Consider the following 17,702-nt stretch of genomic DNA (forward strand, 5'->3'; position numbering starts at 1 on the left):
GCTATTTCCTTAACGTGGTGTTCAACCTTTGTTCGAGCGAGGTGAGGATGTTTTGAGTCGCAGCGTTCACCTCATCGTCATTAAGAGTGCGCGATGGATGCTGCCAGGTCAAGCCGACGGCCAGGCTTTTTCTATCGGGATCAATGCCTTTACCCTGATAGACGTCAAACAGCCTGAGGTCTGTGAGCCATTCACCTGCATTTTCACGGATTACCTCGAGCACTGCGCTCGAAGCCACATCACGTCCTGCGATTAAAGCCAGGTCACGACGCACTTCCGGGAATTTCGACAGTTCATGGAACTTCGGCAGACGACCTTCGACCACATCACCCAGCACCAGCTCGAAGACAAACACCGGACGATCCAGACCCAGGTTTTTTGCAAGCTCTGGGTGAATGGCACCCAGGTAGCCCACTTCACGCCCATCACGCTCAATGCGTGCGGTCTGCCCTGGATGCAGTGCCGGGTGCTTGCCAGCCGCAAAGGTGAAATCACCCAGCGAGCCGGAGAAGCCCAACAGCGCTTCAACGTCAGCCTTCACGTCGAAGAAGTCGATGCTGTCACGACCATTGGCCCAACCTTCAGGCATGCGGCTACCGCAGACCACACCGGCAAGCATGGGTTGCTGCTGAAGGCCTTCAAGCTGACCAACGAAACGCTGGCCGCTTTCGAACAGGCGTACGCGATCCTGCTGTCGGTTAAGGTTGTGCTGCAAAGCCTTGACCAGGCCCGGCCACAGGGAGGCACGCATGGCCGCCATGTCGCTGGAGATCGGGTTGGCCAGCAGCAGAGGCTCGACGCCAGGGCTGAACAGTTCGAACAGTTTCGGGTCGATAAAGCTGTAGGTGATCGCTTCCTGATAACCACGGGCGACCAGCAGGCGACGCAGGGCCGGCAACTCGCCACGCGCCTCGGCACGGGCTTGCGGCGCCAGGCGCGCTTGCGGGTAACGGACCGGCAAGCGGTTGTAACCGTACAGGCGGGCCAGTTCTTCGATCAGATCGACTTCCAGGCTGATGTCGAAACGGTGGCTAGGCACTTCGACCTGCCACTGCCCTGCTCCGCCAACGGTTTTCAGACCCAAGGCGTTGAGAAGGCGCTCGACTTCTGCGCTGTCCATCTCCATGCCCAACATCTGGTCGATGCGCTCGGCACGCAGGGTGATCGGCGCAACGTTCGGCAGGTGTTGCTCGCTGACCGCTTCGATGACCGGACCCGCTTCGCCACCAACGATCTCCAGCAGCAGGCCAGTAGCCCGTTCAATGGCTTCCTTGGCCAGTTGCGAGTCAACGCCACGCTCGTAGCGGTGCGAAGCGTCGGTGTGCAGGCCGTAGGAACGAGCCTTGCCAGCGACCGAAATGGGCTCGAAGAAGGCGCTTTCGAGGAAGATGTCACGGGTCGTTGCCGATACACCGCTATGTTCGCCACCCATCACGCCAGCGATGGCCAGGGCGCGATTATGGTCGGCGATGACCAGGGTATCGCTACGCAGTGCCACTTCCTGACCGTCCAGGAGGACCAGCTTCTCGCCTTCCTCAGCCATACGCACACGAATGCCGCCATTGATCTCAGCCAGATCGAATGCGTGCAGCGGCTGGCCCAGTTCGAGCATTACGTAGTTGGTGATGTCGACCGCAGCGTCGATGCTGCGGACGTCGGCCCGGCGCAGACGCTCAACCATCCACAACGGGGTCGGACGCGACAGGTCAACGTTACGGATAACACGACCCAGGTAACGCGGACAGGCCGCCGGGGCCAGCACTTCAACCGAACGCACGTCATCGTGGGCCGGAGCCACTGCAGGCACGGCTGGACGGGTGACAGGCGCGTCATACAGGGCGCCGACTTCGCGGGCCAGGCCGGCCAGGGACAGGCAGTCACCACGGTTCGGAGTCAGGTCGACCTCGATGCTGGCGTCGTCCAGGTCCAGGTATTCACGAATGTCCTGGCCAACCGGTGCGTCGGCAGCCAGCTCCAACAGGCCATCGTTTTCTTCGCTGATCTGCAGCTCGGCTGCCGAACACAACATGCCGTTGGACTCGACGCCACGCAGCTTGGCTTTCTTGATCTTGAAGTCGCCTGGCAGTTCGGCACCGATCATGGCGAATGGGATCTTCAGGCCTGGGCGCACGTTTGGTGCACCGCACACGACCTGGAAGGTCTCGCTACCGTTGCTGACCTGACACACGCGCAGTTTGTCGGCATCCGGGTGTTGCTCGGTGCTCAGCACTTCGCCTACGACGATACCGCTGAACTGGCCGGCGGCCGGGGTGACGCTGTCGACCTCGAGGCCCGCCATCGACAGACGAGCAACCAGCTCGTCACGGGATACCTGCGGGTTTACCCAACCGCGCAGCCACTTTTCACTGAATTTCATTCTGCTCTCCTGAAAGATTCGTTACGGGTGCGCGACCTAGCGAAATTGCGCAAGGAACCGCAAATCGTTGTCGAAGAACAGACGTAAATCGTTGACGCCGTAACGGAGCATGGCCAAGCGCTCGGCACCCATGCCGAAGGCGAAGCCCTGATACTCTTCAGGGTCGATGCCAGACATGCGCAGCACGTTCGGGTGAACCATGCCGCAGCCCATGACTTCCAGCCAGCCGGTCTGCTTGCAGACACGGCAGCCTTTGCCGCTGCACATCACACACTGAATATCGACTTCAGCCGAAGGCTCGGTGAAGGGGAAGAACGATGGACGGAAACGCACCGCCAGCTCTTTCTCGAAGAACACCCGCAGGAACTCTTCGATGGTGCCTTTGAGATCGGCAAAATTGATCCCGCGATCAACCAGCAGGCCTTCGACCTGGTGGAACATCGGCGAGTGGGTCAGGTCCGAGTCGCAGCGATAGACGCGACCTGGGCAGACAATGCGGATAGGCGGCTGAGTGGACTCCATGGTCCGCACCTGCACCGGCGAGGTGTGGGTACGCAGCAGCATGTTCGCGTTGAAATAGAAGGTGTCATGCATTGCCCGCGCCGGGTGATGGCCAGGAATGTTGAGCGCTTCAAAGTTATGGTAGTCGTCTTCGACCTCAGGGCCTTCGGCAATGCCGTAACCGATATGGGTGAAGAACTGCTCGATCCGCTCCAGAGTACGGGTGATCGGGTGCAAGCCACCGGAAGTCTGGCCACGGCCCGGCAGGGTCACGTCAATGCATTCGGCTGCCAGGCGAGCACTGAGCTCAGCCTCTTCAAAGGCGACCTTACGGGCATTGAGCACCTCGGTAACACGTTCCTTGGCGTCATTGATCAGCGCACCGACTTTCGGCCGCTCTTCGGCTGGCAGGTTGCCCAGGGTCTTCATCACCTGAGTCAGCTCGCCCTTCTTGCCAAGGAATTGAACCCGGATCTGCTCCAGGGCATTGATGTCTTCAGCGCGCTCCACAGCATCCAGGGCTTGGGAGACCAGCGCATCCAGGTTTTCCATGTACAGACTCCAGATACGAAATAGGGGAAGAGCTTACAGGCTCTTCCCCTATTTATGACGTTTAACATTCGCCGCCAACGTCGACGGCGAATGATTGTCGTGGGTACTTAAGCCAGAACGGCTTTAGCCTTCTCGACAATCGCAGCAAACGCCGCTTTTTCGTTCACTGCCAGATCAGCCAGAACCTTACGGTCGATCTCGATGGACGCTTTTTTCAGACCAGCGATCAAACGGCTGTAAGACAGACCGTTGTTACGAGCACCAGCGTTGATACGAGCGATCCACAGAGCGCGGAACTGACGTTTTTTCTGACGACGGTCGCGGTAGGCGTATTGGCCTGCCTTGATGACCGCTTGCTTGGCAACACGGAATACGCGCGAGCGAGCGCCGTAGTAGCCTTTAGCCAGTTTCAGAATTTTCTTGTGACGCTTACGAGCGATGACGCCACGCTTTACACGAGCCATGAGTAACTTCCTCTATCTTTGACCGAAATTAACGTACGCGCAGCATGCGCTCGACTTTTGCAACGTCAGACGGGTGCAGCAGGCTGCTACCACGCAGTTGACGCTTACGCTTGGTCGACATTTTGGTCAGGATGTGGCTCTTAAAAGCGTGCTTGTGCTTGAAGCCGGAAGCGGTTTTCAGGAAACGCTTCGCGGCACCGCTTTTGGTTTTCATTTTTGGCATGTTCGGATACTCCGCATTCAGTGGATAAACATAACCGCAAGGCCTGCCGTGCCCTGGTGGTTATTTCTTTTTCTTGGGGGCGATGACCATCAAAAGCTGGCGTCCTTCCATCTTAGGATGCTGTTCGACGGTTCCGTATTCCACGAGATCAGCTTCGATCCGCTTCAACAGTTCCATACCCAGCTCCTGGTGGGCCATCTCACGACCACGGAATCTCAGAGAGATCTTGGTCTTGTCCCCATCAGTAAGGAAACGTACCAGGTTGCGTAGTTTTACCTGGTAATCCCCTTCCTCCGTCCCTGGACGAAACTTGATTTCTTTAATCTGGATGATCTTCTGGTTTTTCTTGGCGGCAGCCTGCTGCTTTTTCTTCTCGAAAAGGCTCTTGCCGTAGTCCATGACTCGGCAGACAGGCGGGACTGCGTCGGCAGAAATTTCTACCAGATCCAGCTTCGCTTCTTCAGCGATACGAAGCGCTTCATCAATCGAGACGATGCCAATCTGCTCGCCGTCAGCGCCAATTAACCGAACCTCGCGTGCCGAGATATTCTCGTTGATCGGGGCCTTCGGTGCAGTTCGTTTATCTTGTCTCATATCACGCTTAATAATGATTACTCCGATTCTTGGCGACCACGCCGGGACACCGCTTGTGCGAGGAATTCAGCGAATTGCGCGACAGGCATCGAGCCCAGGTCAGCACCTTCACGTGTACGCACTGCGACGGTTTGTGTTTCGACTTCCCGGTCCCCAATAACCAAAAGGTAGGGAACCTTGAGCAACGTATGCTCGCGGATTTTAAAGCCGATCTTCTCATTTCTCAAGTCGGACTTGGCACGGAATCCGCTTTCATTGAGGGTTTTTTCAACATCCAGCGCAAATTCTGCCTGTTTGTCGGTGATATTCATGACCACCGCCTGCATTGGCGCCAGCCAGGCAGGGAATGCACCTTCATAGTGCTCGATCAGAATACCGACGAAACGCTCGAACGAACCGAGAATGGCGCGGTGCAGCATGACAGGATGCTTGCGGCCGTTATCTTCGGATACGTACTCGGCGCCCAGACGGATCGGCAGGTTGAAATCGAGCTGCAGGGTACCACACTGCCAGACACGACCGAGGCAATCTTTCAGCGAGAACTCGATCTTCGGCCCGTAGAAGGCACCTTCACCCGGTTGCAGGTCGTAGGCCAGCCCAGCGCTATCCAGTGCAGAGGCCAGTGCGCCCTCGGCGCGATCCCACAGCTCGTCGGAACCGACACGCTTTTCAGGGCGCGTGGAGAGCTTGAGCTCGATGTCCTTGAAGCCGAAGTCGGCGTACACATCCAGGGTCAGCTTGATGAACGCGGCAGCTTCGGCCTGCATCTGTTCTTCGGTGCAGAAGATATGGGCGTCGTCCTGGGTGAAAGCGCGCACGCGCATGATGCCGTGCAGTGCACCGGACGGCTCGTTACGGTGGCAAGCACCGAACTCGGCCAGGCGCAGCGGCAGCTCACGGTAGCTCTTCAGGCCCTGGTTGAACACCTGCACGTGGCATGGGCAGTTCATCGGCTTGATCGCGTAATCGCGGCTTTCCGACTCGGTGGTAAACATGTTTTCGGCGTAGTTGGCCCAGTGCCCGGATTTCTCCCACAGGGTGCGATCGACCACTTGCGGGGTCTTGATCTCCAGGTAACCGTTGTCACGCTGCACCTTGCGCATGTATTGCTCAAGCACCTGGTACAGGGTCCAGCCATTCGGGTGCCAGAACACCATGCCCGGGGCTTCTTCCTGGGTATGGAACAGGCCCAGGCGCTTGCCAAGCTTGCGATGGTCGCGCTTTTCAGCTTCTTCGATGCGCTGGATGTAGGCTGCCAGCTGCTTCTTGTCCGCCCACGCCGTGCCATAGACACGTTGCAGCTGCTCGTTCTTGGCATCGCCGCGCCAGTAGGCGCCGGACAGCTTGGTCAGCTTGAATGACTTGAGGAAACGGGTGTTCGGCACGTGCGGGCCGCGGCACATGTCGACGTATTCTTCGTGATAGTACAGGCCCATGGCCTGTTCGTTCGGCATGTCCTCGACCAGGCGCAGCTTGTAGTCTTCACCACGCGCCTTGAACACCTCGATGACCTCGGCCCGCGGGGTAACCTTCTTGATGACATCGTATTCCGTGTCGATCAGCTGCTGCATGCGCTGCTCGATCGCAGCCATGTCGTCAGGCGTGAAAGGACGCTCATAGGCGATGTCGTAATAGAAGCCTTCATCAATGACCGGGCCGATCACCATCTTGGCGGTCGGGTACAGCTGCTTGACGGCGTGACCGACCAAGTGAGCGCACGAGTGACGGATGATCTCCAGCCCCTCTTCGTCCTTGGGGGTAATGATCTGCAGGCGAGCGTCGTTTTCGATCAGATCGCACGCATCGACCAGCTTACCGTCGACCTTGCCGGCAACGGTGGCTTTGGCCAGACCTGCGCCAATGGATGCTGCGACCTGGGCGACGGTAACCGCCTGGTCGAACGAGCGTTGACTGCCATCGGGAAGAGTAATAATGGGCATGGCGCCTCCTCTCCTAGTGGTGACCCCTACCAAAGGTCACGTGGGTTGGGATGAGCCAGTACGCGATCCGCCCCTGTCTTTCAAAAAGAAAGCCTGTCTCACAGTGACAGAAGCCAACGGCCTGCCAGGGAACGAACCAGAGTGACTGGAGGTAAAAATCTATAGGTCGCCGATCCTAACACAAAGCGTTTAGCGGATCGCAGGCAAGCTGCCGCAACAGGCAGAAATAATTCGGTTTCTACAGAAGAAATTAACCTGGGCGTATTTTTCCTCTCAGAGCCCAGAGAAGCGTCCTACTCTTGAATGACCTGATCAAATAGGAGTGTCCGGCATGCGAATTCAGTCTCTACTGGCCCTGGCCATCGCAGGCGCCTTGCTGTTACCCCTCAGCGCCCAGGCAGGCTCCTGGCCGGCCGGCAAGAAAGGCGATTACCTGGATCAATGCATCACCGCCGCCGCCGCCCAACCGGGCATGACCATGACCACAGCCAAAAAACACTGCGATTGCGGCGCAAGCGCCATCGAGAAAAATTTCACCACCCAGGAAATCGAACAACTGGACAGCAGAACCGGGGTGGATGCGGCCCTCGTGAAGCGGGCCCAGGACGCGGTCAGGGCCGCCTGCGCCCCGAAAAAATAGGCTCAAAACAGCATTTCCGACAATAAACTTGCCTCAGATCAGCATTATGCAAAGGTAAAAGCCGCCACGGACGCATATTTAGACTATGATACCCCCGTGCACCTTGTTGGCCTCGGCAACACAGCACTATTGAAAATCATGTTTCCTGGAGATACACCCATGTCCAATCGCCAAACCGGCACCGTAAAGTGGTTCAACGATGAGAAAGGCTTCGGCTTCATCACTCCTCAAGGTGGCGGCGACGACCTGTTCGTTCATTTCAAGGCCATCGAATCTGACGGCTTCAAGAGCCTGAAAGAAGGCCAGACCGTTTCCTTCGTTGCCGAGAAAGGCCAGAAGGGCATGCAGGCTGCACAAGTTCGCCCTGAGTAATCAGTACGAATAAAAAAAACCCGTCCTGGTGACGGGTTTTTTTGTACCTGAAATTTGAGCGTGTCAGCCGCAGTTGACTCGGGTAACGACACCCCGCTCATCGGTATTGAGATTCAATCGCTCCGAACGGTACTCCAGCGTCATGATGTCATGTGGCGAGAGCACACGCGCCACTTGCGAGCCACTGGCCTTGCGCGCTTGCTCCAATAGCTGGGCGGAAGCCTGCTTGCCGACAGCAAATTCAGCAGCACTGGCCTGGCAGCGACCATCGCCGCCCACTGGCGCAGCCACTTCAGGCGCCTTCGTTGAAGAGCCGGTGGCACTGCAACCCGCCAGAACGACAGCAGCCAACAGACTGGCCAAAGATGCACGAATGCGGAACATGAATTCTCCTTTTAAAACCGGATCCTGCCCAAGCAGGCAGCTTTCATCACTTTTTGTTTCAAAGCGCACACAGTCTGCCTGAGCCACCCGCCATGGGAAACCTGCAATCGTGACCGAATTTTGCACGTTTAATACAGATCGATGTAATCAGATGAAGGGGTCGGCCAATTGTCTCGCAGCACATTGAATACCTGCCGCACCCAGCGCTCATCAACAGCGGCCTGCGCCCCGACACAACCAGAACCGGCAGCCCAGGTTTCCAGACGAAAGGCCAGCCCTTCGAGTTCGCGCCCACCCACTACCGGTGACAACCAGGCCTGCCCCGCCCTGCTCACCCGCAATTGATTGTGTATACGGCCATCACCGGACGCGAGCAGCTCGCGAACGGCCTCAAGGGTAAATTGCTCAGGGTTGTTCAGATCGATGCGCACGGAGGTCACCAGGAAACCAAATCACCAATAGTTTGCCACGCCGCGATTCTTATTCCTAAGTCGCAGCGCCATGAAATCAGCCGCGTGATTTACTCACAGCATTGGCGGAGCGCAATCGAACCTCCCCTTCGAACGCCAGGGTGCGGCATTCGAACCCTCAGCACCTGCACACTCGTCCCGAGACATCCATGGCAAGCCACTACATAGACGCCGACATAAAGGTCAGATGGCCCGACGGTCAAAGCGCCTACAGCCCAGGCACCCCCGAAGAACTAACCCTTATTGCCATCGACCTGCTGGTCAAGGAGCTGGGCAGCGATGCCGCTCACGCCTTCATTGAGCAAGTCTTTGGACGCTATGCGCCCGAACATGGAGACACACTCAACACCGGGCATCCGCAGCCGACGCGCTAGCGAACCAAGCGACTTCAGTCACAGCGACTCCAGTTCATAAAGATGCGGAATGGAAGCCTGAGCCCCCGCACGCGTTACCGACAACGCGGCAGCGCGCTGACCGAACGCGATGGCCTGGTGCTCATCACACCCAGCAACCAATGCAGCAGCGAAGCCGCCGACAAACGTATCACCTGCTGCCGTGGTGTCGACAGGCTGCACCTTAGGCGCAGGAAAGTGCTTCACACCCCGGTTATCGGCAAACACAGCACCTTCGTCGCCCAGCGTAATGATGACCTTGCCCGCACCCAGCGCCCGCAGCGTCAACGCCGCAACCTCGGCAGACTCACGAGAAACCACCGGCAACCCCGTCAGCGCCTCAGCTTCACCCTCGTTGGGAATCAGGTAATCGACCAACGCCAACCAATCCGCAGGCAACGGCCCCGTCACCGGCGCTGGATTGAGGATGACCACCTTGCCCAGTGCACGACCGCGAGCCAACGCATGGAACACTGTCGCGACAGGCACCTCCAACTGACAAATGATCAGATCAGCCGCCTGCAGCAACGCATCAAAACGCTGCACCGACTCAGGTGACAACTGCCCATTACTGCCCGCCACAATGACGATCGCATTCTGACTGGCTGCAGCCACCACAATCAGCGCGACACCACTGGTGGTGTCGTCATTGACACTGACAGCCTGACAATCGATACCTTCATCGACCAACGCCTGACGCAATCGCACACCGTAAACGTCATCCCCAACACAGCCAATCATCGCAACCTGAGCACCGAGCCGCGCAGCAGCTACCGCCTGGTTCGCCCCCTTCCCACCTGGGGCAGCAACAAAAGACTCACCCATCAGGGTTTCACCGGCACCGGGCAAGCGTTCGGCCCGCGCAACCAGATCCATATTAAGGCTACCGATCACCACGATGTTCGCCCGCATGGCTTCAACGCCCTCAGCACTCATCTGCAAACAGATCCGGGCGCGGCGCGGTCGACTCACGCACCACGATACTCGGTGTCACAATGCGCTGCTCGACAGCACCACCCGTCGACCCACTAATACGATGCAGCAAGCGTTCAACCGCGATCTCGCCCAACTCGCGGATCGACTGGCCGACCGTTGTCAGTGCAGGATAGACGTACTGGCTCAGTTGAATGTCATCGAAACCGATCACCGACAGCTCGCTGGGCACACAGATACTGCGCTCGGCAGCGGCCCGCAAGACACCGATGCCGATCATGTCGTTGGCCGCGAAAATTGCGCTTGGCCGGTTGCCGCCCAGCAGCTTTGCTGCGGCGCCATAACCACCGAAACCGGTGAAGTCACTGTCGACCACCCGATTCTCACCCACACTGACCCCCGCCTCCGCCAGCGCACGCGTGAAGCCCGCCAGGCGCATCCGCGCAACACTGGTATCGGCAGGTCCGTTGATGCAGGCAATGTCTCGATGCCCCAGCTCAAGCAGATGACGCGTGGCCATGTACGCCCCCTGTTCGTGGTCGATACGCACCAGGTCGGCCTCAACCCCCTCAAGGGCGCGATCGACAATCACCATTGGCGTGCACACCGTCGACAAACTTTCCAGCAGGTCGCCATCCTCACCAACTGACGCGACGATCAAGCCGTCGATTCTTTTTTCCAGCAACACCCGCAGGTAGTTGCGCTGCTTCTTCGGGTTGTCATCAGAGTTGCACAGGATGACGCAATAGCCATTGCGCTCACAGGCATCCTCAATCCCCCGGGCCAGCTCGGCGAAATAGGGGTTGACGCTGTTGGGCACCAGCAGGCCAATCGTTGCAGTACTGCGTGCCTTGAGCGAGCGCGCTACCGCGCTAGGCACATAGTTGAGCTCGGTAATTGCGGCCTCGACCCTCAGCCGTACCTGCTCGCTGACTGGCCGGGTCTTGTTCAATACGTGGGACACCGTTGTATAGGAAATCCCTGCCAAGGCTGCCACATCTTTAATCGTTGCCATTTTCTAATTCCGCCTGCGTGTACGCTGGCTGCGATAAGTGTCGAGAACCACAGCGATGACAATCACCGCTCCGGTGATGATGCGTTTACTTGGCTCCGATACACCCAGCTGCGCCAGCCCGGCAGCCAGCACGGAAATGATCAGCACGCCGAAAAAGGTACTGATGACGGAACCACGGCCCCCCATCAGGCTGGTGCCGCCAATCACTACAGCGGCAATGACTTGCAACTCGAGCCCTGAGCCCGCATTGGGGTCCGCCGCTTCCAGTCGGGAAATCTGAAACAATGCCGCCACCCCGGCAAACAGCCCCATCAACGAGAACACCAACACCTTGTAAGGGCGCGGATTGATGCCAGCCAGTCGCACGGCCTCTTCGTTGGTACCAATGGCGATCAGGTAACGACCGAAAACGGTACGCACAAGTACCAGTTGAGCGACCACAATCACCAGCAAGGCGATGACAAAGGATGGCGCGACACCGAATGCCAATGGCTCGGACAACCAGGTAAACGCATCACCGATGTAAGCCGTGCGCGAATCGGTCATCTGGTAAGCCAGGCCACGGGCAACCTCCAGCACACCCAGCGAAACAATGAAGGAGGGCATTCGCCAGGCGACAGTAATCATGCCTGTGGCCGTCCCAACCAACGCAGCACAGGCTACGCCGAGCAACGCCGCAGGCAGCACACCCCAACCCCATCCAAGGATCGCAACACTGATCATCGATCCGGCAAGGGCCAGCACCGAACCGACCGACAGATCAATGCCACCGATAATCAAGACAAAGGTCATCCCGACGGCCAGCACCATCAGATCAGGCATTTGGTTAGCGAGGATGCTGAAGGTCGCGTAGGAAAGAAAGTGGCTACTCAACAGTGAAAACAGCGCAATCAATACCATGAGCGCACTTGCAAGGCCCAGATAGGCACCCAAGCCCTGGACCCACCTGCCACACGTGCCGATAACCGTGGCAGAGGCGCGAATCGGCGTGGTACTCATGAAAGGCTCCCTGGCACCGCATCAAGCAGCTGCGCGTCATACCCTTGATAGCCAGCGAAGGCAGCCGTCAGGAGCTGGTCCTGATGCCACGTGTCACGCTCAAAGGTGTCGATCAACCGCCCGGCCGAGAGCACGCCAATACGGTCACAGATCCGCATCAATTCACGCAGGTCACTGGAGACCACTACCAGCGCCCTGCCCTGGCGAGCGAGATCGGCGAGCAGACCATAAATATCGAATTTTGCCCCCACATCAATACCCCGGGTCGGCTCGTCAAACAGCAGCACCGAGCAATCGCGCTCCAGCCAACGACCGATCACCACTTTCTGCTGATTGCCACCGGACAACTCACTCACGACCTGATCGACGCCGGCACAGCGTATACGCAGCGTTTCAATCTGCCGCTGCGCCAGCGCTCGCAGCGCATCACGATCGACGACACCCGCACGGGACACTGTCGGCATGTTGCCCAGTGCAACGTTCGCCGCAATGGATTGCGACAGCAGTAACCCCTCACCCTTTCGATCTTCGCTGATCAGCACGATACCCTCACGCACAGCATCCGCCGGTGACCCAAGGCGCACCGGCTTCGGCGGATTTCCCAGGGCGACACGCCCCTGATCCGCGGGGTCGGCACCGGACATCAATCGCAGAAGCTCAGTGCGCCCAGCACCCATCAACCCGTAGATTCCGAAAAGCTCGCCACTGCGAACCTCGAAAGACACGTCACGCACCTTGCCTCGCCGCCCCAACCCCTCCACCTTGAGAATGGACTCACCGATGCAGCGCTCGCCAAGGTCGACAGGCCTACCCCGATCACGCCCCACCATCAGGCTGACTAATTGTTCACTGCTGTAACGCTGCATGGATTCGACACCCACCAACTGGCCGTCACGCAACACAGCAATACGCTCGGCAATGCACTTGAGCTCTTCCAGTCGGTGGGAAATATAGACAATCGCCACCCCTCGACAGCGCAAACGTTCGATCTGAGCGAACAACAACGTCACTTCGCGTGCCGTCAGCATGGCCGTTGGTTCATCCAGGATCAGTACGCCGCAGTCACCGATCAGGTTGCGAGCGATTTCAACCATTTGCTGGTGACCGACTCCCAACTCACCCACCGGCATGTCCGGATCGATCATTTCAAGGCCGACCTGTGCCATAGCCGTCTCAGCCAGCCCTCTCAAACGCTTACGGTCAACCCAGCCGAAACGGCTGGGCAGCCTGCCCAGAAAGAGGTTTTCAGCCACCGAGAGGGACGGCAGCAGGTTCAACTCCTGCATCACCATACGCACCCCCAGTCGCTCGGCCATCGCTCGACTGCCGGGCAGGTAGGGCTCGCCGTACAACTGCATCTGACCGACAGTGGGCGACTCCAGGCCAGCAATGATCTTGGACAGGGTGCTTTTACCCGCACCGTTCTCCCCCGCCAGAGCCAAGACCTCTCCGCGCCGCAAGACCAGGTCAATGTCACTCAGTACCGGCTGAGCGTAGGTCTTGCCAAGCGCGCTGACCGACAACGCGACATCCTTGGTGGCAGTCATACACGGCACTCTTTGAACATGAGGGTTACGGCACCGTGACCAATTCAACCGGTGTCTGGATGACATTTTCAGCATCCGCCTCAAGGGCCTCCCCCTTGAGCATTCTCAGCGCCGCCTCAATACCGAACACAGCCTGCCTGGCGGCGAACTGGTCAGCACTGGCCAGCACTCGGCCATCACCGAGCATGGGCTTGATTGCATTGATGTTGTCGTAGCCCACCACCTGTACCTTGCCCGCCTTGCCGGCCGCCCGCACAGCCGAGACCGCACCCAGCGCCATGCTGTCGTTGCCGGCCAGCAAGGCCTTGATATCGGGGTACTCGTTGAGCATGGCCAAGGCTACGGAACGCCCCTTGTCGATCTCCCAGTGACCTGACTGCACCGAGACAATCGTTATCTGCGCCGCGTCCATTGCATCCTTGAAGCCCGCCGTGCGCTGCTGAGCATTGGTGGTAGTCGATATACCCTCAATGATGCCGACCTGATCACCCGCGGAAAGCCTGGCGGCCAGGTAGTCACCCACCAGACGAGCGCCCTTTCGGTTATCTGGCCCCACGAACGGCACACTGAGGTTCTTGCTTTTGAGTACGGCAGGATCAAGGCGGTTATCAATATTGACCACCGCGATTCCGGCCTCCATGGCCTTCTTGATCACCGGCACCAGCGCCTTGGAGTCTGCCGGCGCAATCACCAGCGCATCGACCTGGGAAACGATCATCTGTTCGACGATACGAATCTGGCTGCTGGTATCGGACTCATCCTTGATGCCATTGGAGAGCAGATCGAAATCACCCGCATGAGCTTTCTGGTAGGCCTTGGCACCGTCTTCCATCGTCAGGAAGAACTCGTTGGCCAGGGACTTCATGACCAAGGCAACCCTAGGCTTCTCTACCGTAGGTTCGACGGCCTGGGCAAAGGAAAGCAAAGCCCCCAGCGCGGTCAGCACAGCGCCCGCCAGCAGGCGCCCAGTAAGCGGCAACGTCATGCAAGCACTCCGATAATTATTGTTATTGAACGGCAAACGTTTGCGTTACCTCACTATGGAAACGACTGCCGCTTTTGTCAAATCGCCCCCAACAACCACCTGACAGGGGCTCCAATCGCGAGAATTATCCCTCAAAAGGATCGGAAAACCGAACAGCCCAATACAGATAAATTCGGTAAGCCGACCTGACCTGTGCCAGAGACGATGCGGAAAATCCAAATAAAACCCAATAAAAACAATACGTTAAAACAACCAAGATGAACTGGTACGCTTTCTGCTGTTCTTTGCTTGGCAACACCGCACTTCAACCAATAAGCGAGAACAAAAATGAAAGCTGCGTTCCACTCCTTTGTACCGAGTGCCTTGGCCCTGCTGCTGCTCCTGCCCGCAGGCGTCAACGCCAAGGACCTCGAGAATCAACAGAAACTGGCCAACGTGGTCATCCTGGCCACAGGCGGAACCATCGCCGGTGCGGGCGCAAGCGCCGCCAACAGCGCGACCTACCAAGCCGCCAAGGTTGGTGTCGACAAGTTGATCGCAGGCGTGCCAGAGCTGGCCAACCTGGCCAACGTGCGTGGCGAACAGGTCATGCAGATCGCCTCGGAAAGCATCACCAATGAAAACCTGCTGCAGTTGGGCAAACGCGTCGCCGAACTGGCCGACAGCAAGGATGTCGATGGCATCGTCATCACCCACGGCACCGACACCCTCGAAGAAACCGCCTATTTCCTGAACCTGGTCGAGAAGACCGACAAACCTATCGTGGTAGTCGGCTCGATGCGCCCGGGCACCGCAATGTCCGCCGACGGCATGCTCAACTTGTACAACGCCGTAGCGGTCGCGGGCAGCAAGGACGCCCGCGGCAAGGGCGTGCTGGTCACGATGAATGATGAGATTCAGTCGGGCCGCGATGTCAGCAAGACCATCAACATCAAGACCGAAGCCTTCAAGAGCCCATGGGGCCCTCTAGGCATGGTCGTGGAAGGCAAATCCTACTGGTTCCGCCTTCCCGCCAAACGCCACACCCAAGACTCGGAATTCGACATCAAGACCATCAGCAGCCTGCCTGCCGTGGACATCGCCTACGGTTACGGCAACGTCAGCGACACCGCCTACAAAGCACTGGCTCAGAATGGGGCCAAAGCCATCATCCACGCCGGCACGGGTAACGGCTCTGTTTCATCCCGCGTAGTCCCTGCCCTGCAGGAGTTGCGTAAAAATGGCGTACAAATCATTCGTTCATCCCACGTCAACGGTGGCGGCTTTGTACTGCGCAACGCTGAACAGCCGGACGACAAAAATGATTGGGTTGTCGCTCACGACCTGAACCCACAGAAAGCCCGCATTCTGGCAATGGTTGCCCTGACCAAAACCCAGGACAGCAAAGAGCTGCAACGGATCTTCTGGGAATACTAAACCCTGCCCCGGGATGCCTGCCGCTCTAGAGCGGGCATCCCGGCACAAAAAAATATTCATTGGTGTGCAGCAAATCGCCGCACACACTGTCTGAAGCGCTCCTGCACCCACAAGGTGTTGCGAAATGGCCTACAGTAAAATACTGTATGCACATACAGCAAAAACAAGGAACGCTCCATGGCAACCACCTCCTCAGCATCAACCCCCGCCAGCAGCTACGAACAACTCGGCCTGCGCATCCAGAAAGTCATCAATTCGCCGACCGCACAGAAAGCACGGTCAGCACTGATCTTTCGCCTGGAACATGAATCCCCCGACGACTGGGAAACCCTGCTCGAAGAAATCGCCGAGAACGATAACGTCACGCTCGCGCATCGCGATGATGGCGGCGTTCAGATTTTCTGGGTTGTACCGAAGGAAGATTGAGCACGCATGAGATTCAAGATTTTTGCAGTGCTCTGCCTGCTGCTCAGTTTCGCCGCCCACGCCGACGCCCCCCGCACGTTCAGCGAAGCCAAAAAAGTGGCCTGGAAGCTGTACGCCCCGCAATCGACCGAGTTCTATTGCGGCTGCAAATACAAGGGCAACCGTGTCGACCTCGAAGCGTGCGGTTATGTGCCGCGCAAAAACGCCAGCCGTGCCGCACGGATCGAATGGGAGCACATTGTGCCAGCCTGGCAAATTGGCCATCAGCGCCAGTGCTGGCAGGACGGCGGACGCAAGAACTGCTCGCGCAATGACCAGGTCTATCAGCGCGCCGAAGCCGACCTGCACAACCTGGTACCGAGCATCGGCGAGGTCAACGGTGACCGCAGCAACTTCAGCTTTGGCTGGCTACCCGAGCAGAGCGGACAATACGGCTCGTGCCTGACCCAGATCGACTTCAAGGCGAAGAAGGTGATGCCGCGCCCATCCATTCGAGGCATGATCGCGCGCACCTACTTCTATATGAGCAAACAGTACAACCTGCGCCTGTCAAAACAGGATCGCCAGCTGTACGAGGCCTGGAACAAAACCTACCCACCCCAGGCCTGGGAACTTCAGCGCAACCAGCGGGTGGCGTGCGTCATGGGCCACGGCAATGAGTTTGTCGGACCGGTAAACATGAAGGCCTGCGGTTGACGCGCCGGGCAGCGCCTGCAGGCAAGCGCTGCCCGACATTCACCAGCAACCGACGCGACTATCGCGGCGCGTCGTGCTGGATCACCACCGAATCGATACCCAGCCGCGCCATGACATCGGCTTTCTGCGTCAAGGCGGCAGCCTTGTCCGCGTAGGGGCCAAGCAGCACTACCGGCTTACCCTCGCGGTAAATCACTGACGACGGGATGCCACGCTCAATCAGCCGCGCTGTCATGTCCGTCAGCGCGCCCATGTTCGCCCCCTGAATGATTTCGACATCCCAGCCCTGAGCAGCCGGCTGGTCGGCCAGCGCCTCGGCCTTGCGCTGCAGGTCAGCACCGCCGCAGATTTCGCGCAGACGCAGGCTGTTGCCTTCCTGGTCGATGATCACTTCGTACTCGGCGCCCTGCTTGATCGCCACGTAGCTGCGATAGGCTTCCACCACGCCCGCCGCGTCCTTGCCGCGAACCTGACCGCAGATATCACCTTGCTCATTAATACGAACATTGGCGAACTTGGCCGTTTTCGGGTTTTGTAAATGCTCGGCGACCTTGTTGTGAGCGCGTTCTACATCATTCTCACAGCCGGCCAATGCCAGCATCGCCATTACCACCGCCACTTTGCGCACGCGCCTATCTCCTGATTCCCAGCGGCGGATTTTAGCACCTGCAGGGCAACGGCAGTTACAGCGCATCATCCTCGCAAGGACGCAAATCGAGTAGGAGGCGAGTTCACACCCGCCGTCCTCTCACACCACCGTGCGTACGGTTCCGTAC

20 protein-coding genes are annotated in these 17,702 nt (G+C 58.3%); 6 read left to right on the forward strand and 14 right to left on the reverse strand.

Annotated features, from left to right (window positions below; translation table 11 throughout):
• Position 1: 1 nt before the first annotated feature.
• From pheT to thrS, 6 genes are all read right to left on the reverse strand, one after another.
• Entirely contained in the window at positions 2-2,377 is a 2,376-nt protein-coding gene (pheT, locus tag IE038_RS20300) for a phenylalanine--tRNA ligase subunit beta (RefSeq protein ID WP_189396184.1), read from the reverse strand.
• Positions 2,378-2,413: 36 nt separating this feature from the next.
• Positions 2,414-3,430, reverse strand: coding sequence for a phenylalanine--tRNA ligase subunit alpha (pheS, locus tag IE038_RS20305; RefSeq protein WP_189396185.1), 1,017 nt, complete (start codon positions 3,428-3,430; stop codon positions 2,414-2,416).
• Between the two features lie 107 nt (positions 3,431-3,537).
• Positions 3,538-3,894: a 50S ribosomal protein L20 gene (rplT, locus tag IE038_RS20310; RefSeq protein WP_009394046.1), complete on the reverse strand. Its 357-nt coding sequence runs from the start codon at positions 3,892-3,894 to the stop codon at positions 3,538-3,540.
• A 28-nt stretch (positions 3,895-3,922) separates the two neighbouring features.
• Complete coding sequence (gene rpmI / locus IE038_RS20315; protein WP_009394045.1) at positions 3,923-4,117, reverse strand: 50S ribosomal protein L35; 195 nt, start codon at positions 4,115-4,117, stop codon at positions 3,923-3,925.
• 60 nt (positions 4,118-4,177) lie between these two features.
• Complete coding sequence (gene infC / locus IE038_RS20320) at positions 4,178-4,729, reverse strand: translation initiation factor IF-3 (RefSeq protein WP_189396190.1); 552 nt, start codon at positions 4,727-4,729, stop codon at positions 4,178-4,180.
• Complete coding sequence (gene thrS / locus IE038_RS20325) at positions 4,729-6,651, reverse strand: threonine--tRNA ligase (protein WP_189396186.1); 1,923 nt, start codon at positions 6,649-6,651, stop codon at positions 4,729-4,731. Before thrS ends, infC begins: the two co-directional genes overlap by 1 nt.
• 331 nt (positions 6,652-6,982) lie before the next feature.
• Here thrS and IE038_RS20330 point away from each other — a divergent pair, with 331 nt between their 5' ends.
• Together IE038_RS20330 and IE038_RS20335 are read left to right on the forward strand one after the other, a co-directional pair.
• Complete coding sequence (locus tag IE038_RS20330) at positions 6,983-7,291, forward strand: hypothetical protein (RefSeq protein WP_163932214.1); 309 nt, start codon at positions 6,983-6,985, stop codon at positions 7,289-7,291.
• Between the two features lie 159 nt (positions 7,292-7,450).
• Positions 7,451-7,663 carry a cold-shock protein gene (locus IE038_RS20335; protein ID WP_003179963.1) on the forward strand — a complete coding sequence of 71 codons (213 nt, stop codon included), beginning with the start codon at positions 7,451-7,453 and terminating at the stop codon, positions 7,661-7,663.
• A gap of 63 nt (positions 7,664-7,726) precedes the next feature.
• On the opposite strand, the gene IE038_RS20340 is transcribed toward IE038_RS20335, so the two are convergent.
• Positions 7,727-8,047: an I78 family peptidase inhibitor gene (locus tag IE038_RS20340; RefSeq protein WP_163932217.1), complete on the reverse strand. Its 321-nt coding sequence runs from the start codon at positions 8,045-8,047 to the stop codon at positions 7,727-7,729.
• 128 nt (positions 8,048-8,175) lie between these two features.
• Positions 8,176-8,478, reverse strand: coding sequence for a hypothetical protein (locus tag IE038_RS20345; protein ID WP_163932220.1), 303 nt, complete (start codon positions 8,476-8,478; stop codon positions 8,176-8,178).
• A gap of 188 nt (positions 8,479-8,666) precedes the next feature.
• Here IE038_RS20345 and IE038_RS20350 point away from each other — a divergent pair, with 188 nt between their 5' ends.
• Positions 8,667-8,891, forward strand: coding sequence for a hypothetical protein (locus IE038_RS20350; protein WP_163932223.1), 225 nt, complete (start codon positions 8,667-8,669; stop codon positions 8,889-8,891).
• Positions 8,892-8,909: 18 nt separating this feature from the next.
• Here IE038_RS20350 and rbsK read toward each other — a convergent pair whose 3' ends face one another.
• The 5 genes from rbsK to IE038_RS20375 are packed head-to-tail and all read right to left on the reverse strand — an operon-like array spanning position 8,910 to position 14,388.
• Positions 8,910-9,821 (reverse strand): ribokinase, encoded by a 912-nt coding sequence (gene rbsK, locus IE038_RS20355; RefSeq protein WP_163932262.1) that lies wholly within the window; start codon positions 9,819-9,821, stop codon positions 8,910-8,912.
• Positions 9,822-9,834: 13 nt separating this feature from the next.
• Positions 9,835-10,857, reverse strand: a complete 1,023-nt coding sequence (locus tag IE038_RS20360; RefSeq protein WP_189396187.1) for a LacI family DNA-binding transcriptional regulator — start codon at positions 10,855-10,857, stop codon at positions 9,835-9,837.
• Positions 10,858-10,860: 3 nt separating this feature from the next.
• A complete protein-coding gene (locus tag IE038_RS20365) occupies positions 10,861-11,856 on the reverse strand; it encodes an ABC transporter permease (RefSeq protein ID WP_163932227.1) in 996 nt (331 codons plus the stop codon).
• A complete protein-coding gene (locus IE038_RS20370) occupies positions 11,853-13,403 on the reverse strand; it encodes a sugar ABC transporter ATP-binding protein (RefSeq protein WP_189396188.1) in 1,551 nt (516 codons plus the stop codon). Before IE038_RS20370 ends, IE038_RS20365 begins: the two co-directional genes overlap by 4 nt.
• A gap of 25 nt (positions 13,404-13,428) precedes the next feature.
• The gene (locus tag IE038_RS20375) at positions 13,429-14,388 is read right to left on the reverse strand and encodes a sugar ABC transporter substrate-binding protein (protein WP_163937110.1); all 960 of its coding nucleotides are present in this window, start codon (positions 14,386-14,388) and stop codon (positions 13,429-13,431) included.
• Positions 14,389-14,715: 327 nt separating this feature from the next.
• Between IE038_RS20375 and IE038_RS20380 the strand changes: the two genes are divergently transcribed.
• From IE038_RS20380 to IE038_RS20390, 3 genes are all read left to right on the forward strand, one after another.
• Positions 14,716-15,804, forward strand: coding sequence for an asparaginase (locus IE038_RS20380; RefSeq protein ID WP_163937113.1), 1,089 nt, complete (start codon positions 14,716-14,718; stop codon positions 15,802-15,804).
• Between the two features lie 177 nt (positions 15,805-15,981).
• On the forward strand, positions 15,982-16,230 hold the full coding sequence (locus IE038_RS20385; RefSeq protein ID WP_163937116.1) for a DUF1654 domain-containing protein: 249 nt from the start codon (positions 15,982-15,984) through the stop codon (positions 16,228-16,230).
• A gap of 6 nt (positions 16,231-16,236) precedes the next feature.
• Positions 16,237-16,926: an endonuclease gene (locus IE038_RS20390; RefSeq protein ID WP_163937119.1), complete on the forward strand. Its 690-nt coding sequence runs from the start codon at positions 16,237-16,239 to the stop codon at positions 16,924-16,926.
• Between the two features lie 58 nt (positions 16,927-16,984).
• Here IE038_RS20390 and IE038_RS20395 read toward each other — a convergent pair whose 3' ends face one another.
• Complete coding sequence (locus IE038_RS20395; protein ID WP_163937122.1) at positions 16,985-17,554, reverse strand: SPOR domain-containing protein; 570 nt, start codon at positions 17,552-17,554, stop codon at positions 16,985-16,987.
• Between the last annotated feature and the right edge of the window lie 148 nt (positions 17,555-17,702).

The organism is Pseudomonas laurentiana (assembly GCF_014648275.1).
Taxonomy (GTDB): domain Bacteria; phylum Pseudomonadota; class Gammaproteobacteria; order Pseudomonadales; family Pseudomonadaceae; genus Aquipseudomonas; species Aquipseudomonas laurentiana.